The organism is Burkholderia sp. MSMB2157WGS (genome assembly GCF_001532755.1).
Lineage (GTDB): Bacteria > Pseudomonadota > Gammaproteobacteria > Burkholderiales > Burkholderiaceae > Burkholderia.
The window spans coordinates 1-648 of record NZ_LPJG01000042.1; the positions used below are offsets into that span (position 1 = coordinate 1).

The following is a 648-nucleotide window of genomic DNA, read 5'->3' on the forward strand; positions in this document are numbered from 1 at the left end:
GCACTTGTTCGCTTGACCCTATAACGAGTCTGTCTCATCTTTCGACGCTACAGTCGTTACAGGTTGAGTTCTCGCGTTGTGCCGTATTCCAAATTGAGCCGAACATGAAGTTCGAATCATCTTGAGATACATCGATACAATCACAACCCGGATAGTTTCCACGTCCATCTCAAAGACGCTTCCGCTATCCAAATTACTTACTTCTTCCAGATTGTTAAAGAACGACAGCCGATATCTATTGATATCCTCTGACTGGCTCAATCGCCAATGACAAAGGTTCGACGCAGTCGAACGCTTGTCATTGAAGATTGGTGGAGGCAGACGGGATCGAACCGACGACCCCCTGCTTGCAAAGCAGGTGCTCTCCCAGCTGAGCTATGCCCCCATGAGTACAGATGCCTCAGGTGTGTTCAGCCTATCGGCATGGGATGCTCGTAAGCGCTAAAGCGCTAACGATCACCGACACGCCAGACAATGGTGGGTCTGGTTGGATTCGAACCAACGACCCCCGCCTTATCAAGACGGTGCTCTAACCGACTGAGCTACAGACCCCTGAGTCTGTCTTTAATTTACAGCCGATAAGCGTGAGCGCTCAACTTCGCGAGATAGCTCTGGAAAGGAGGTGATCCAGCCGCACCTTCCGATACG

General features: G+C 50.8%; 2 tRNA genes. Both read right to left on the reverse strand.

From position 1 onward, the window contains the following. Positions 1-309 precede the first annotated feature (309 nt). Positions 310-385: transfer RNA gene (locus WT53_RS26615), tRNA-Ala, on the reverse strand. A 90-nt stretch (positions 386-475) separates the two neighbouring features. Further along, positions 476-552: transfer RNA gene (locus tag WT53_RS26620), tRNA-Ile, on the reverse strand. Positions 553-648 lie beyond the last annotated feature (96 nt).